At 51.2% G+C, this 1,316-nt stretch carries 2 protein-coding genes and 1 pseudogene; 1 reads left to right on the forward strand and 2 read right to left on the reverse strand.

Annotated elements, in window-relative coordinates; translation table 11 throughout:
• Window positions 1-178: 178 nt before the first annotated feature.
• Window positions 179-304: pseudogene (locus ACR0DT_RS25040) on the reverse strand (IS110 family transposase); the annotation flags it as partial.
• Window positions 253-573 (reverse strand): hypothetical protein, encoded by a 321-nt coding sequence (locus ACR0DT_RS25045; RefSeq protein ID WP_480713345.1) that lies wholly within the window; start codon window positions 571-573, stop codon window positions 253-255. The gene ACR0DT_RS25045 and the pseudogene ACR0DT_RS25040, both read right to left, overlap by 52 nt.
• A 512-nt stretch (window positions 574-1,085) precedes the next feature.
• Between ACR0DT_RS25045 and ACR0DT_RS25050 the strand changes: the two genes are divergently transcribed.
• Window positions 1,086-1,316 (forward strand): hypothetical protein (locus ACR0DT_RS25050; protein ID WP_480713346.1); only part of this gene is annotated, 231 nt, incomplete at its 3' end.

A 1,316-nucleotide genomic window follows, 5' to 3' on the forward strand; every position in this document is an offset into this window, starting at 1 on the left:
GCTCAGCGACTTGTTTGCCCAACGCTTCGAATTCGGCGATTAGTGCGTTGAAGTTCTCAATTGCCAGTACCGGCAGATTAGCCTCAGCGATAGCTTTCCTGATGGCTTTGCGGAACCGAAAGGCACCGACTGGAATGACAATGCCATACTCCCCCAGAAAGCCGCGAATAAGATTACTCTATCCGGTTCGTTGTGTTATGAGCCGGTCGCGTGTTCGGTGCAGTATCTGCAAATCCTGTTGCTTCGTCGTCTTCACTGGGACAAATCGCATAATCGGGCGCAGTGCGGCCTCATAGATCGCCTCGGCATCAACAGCGTCGTTCTTGGGCCTTTGACAAACGGCATGACGAAGCGCGGGTGAATGAGGCGCACGGCATACCCTTGCACCTCAAACTGTTTGCCCCAGTGATGAGCGCTGGCGCAAGCCTCCATGGCGACTGTTTCCGGGGAATGCTCCTGTACGGCAGCGGCGAGTTTTGATCTGGTCAGTTTCTTCGAGATTACCTCGCCCTCATTGGTGATCCCGTGGATGTGAAACGGCTGTTTGCCTAGATCCATCACAATTAACTGCATTCTGTGAACTCCTTCTGCTTGCTACGTCTGCCGAAAACCATCGGCGTCGGTGCAAGGGGCGTCCATTCCATACGATGAGAAAGAAACCCGGAACTAAGCCGAGCCACGGCGAGAAAGTTGTCAAAAACATCCGCCGTGCGACCCGTAAACAGTATTCCGCAGAAGAAAAGACCAAGTTTGTGCTGGACTGCCTCAAGCTTCGAATGCGTTGTGTATTGGTGACTTAGTCAGAGGGCGTGTTTCAGACTCGTAAGTTCAATCAAATCGAAATTGTTAGCGCGGGTAGAACAGACTTTGGTTGTATTGGAGTTCATTTTTGAATGGCTCGCACCAACCTCAAAATGGGTTCCAAAAATCGGCATGGTTGCGTTTTCCTATTGGTGTTTTGATGCGATGCAGAATTGAAATGAACACGGGCTAAGTGAACCAGTTGGGCCAACTTTCCATTCTCAATAAGAAATGAGGTTGGAAAATGTTGTTATATTTGGATCCCTGTTTCTTCAGGAAAGTAGATGTGGAGTGCAAAGGTGAAATCCATTTTGCGTGAGGCAATTGTGTCAGGTTACATCAGCATCCGTGGTGGGCGGATGACCAAGTATAAAGGGACGGTTGCGAGCTATGCGCCGTCCGGACTTCACCCCGTTCTTTCTTTTGCGCCCGTTTCCGGACGTGTTGCCAGTATGGCTCTGGGGCTTGGCATCGCCATCGGGGGCGCTACAAGCGCGCATTCGCAGGTTGTGCCT

This window comes from Ruegeria sp. BI11 (assembly GCF_056538005.1).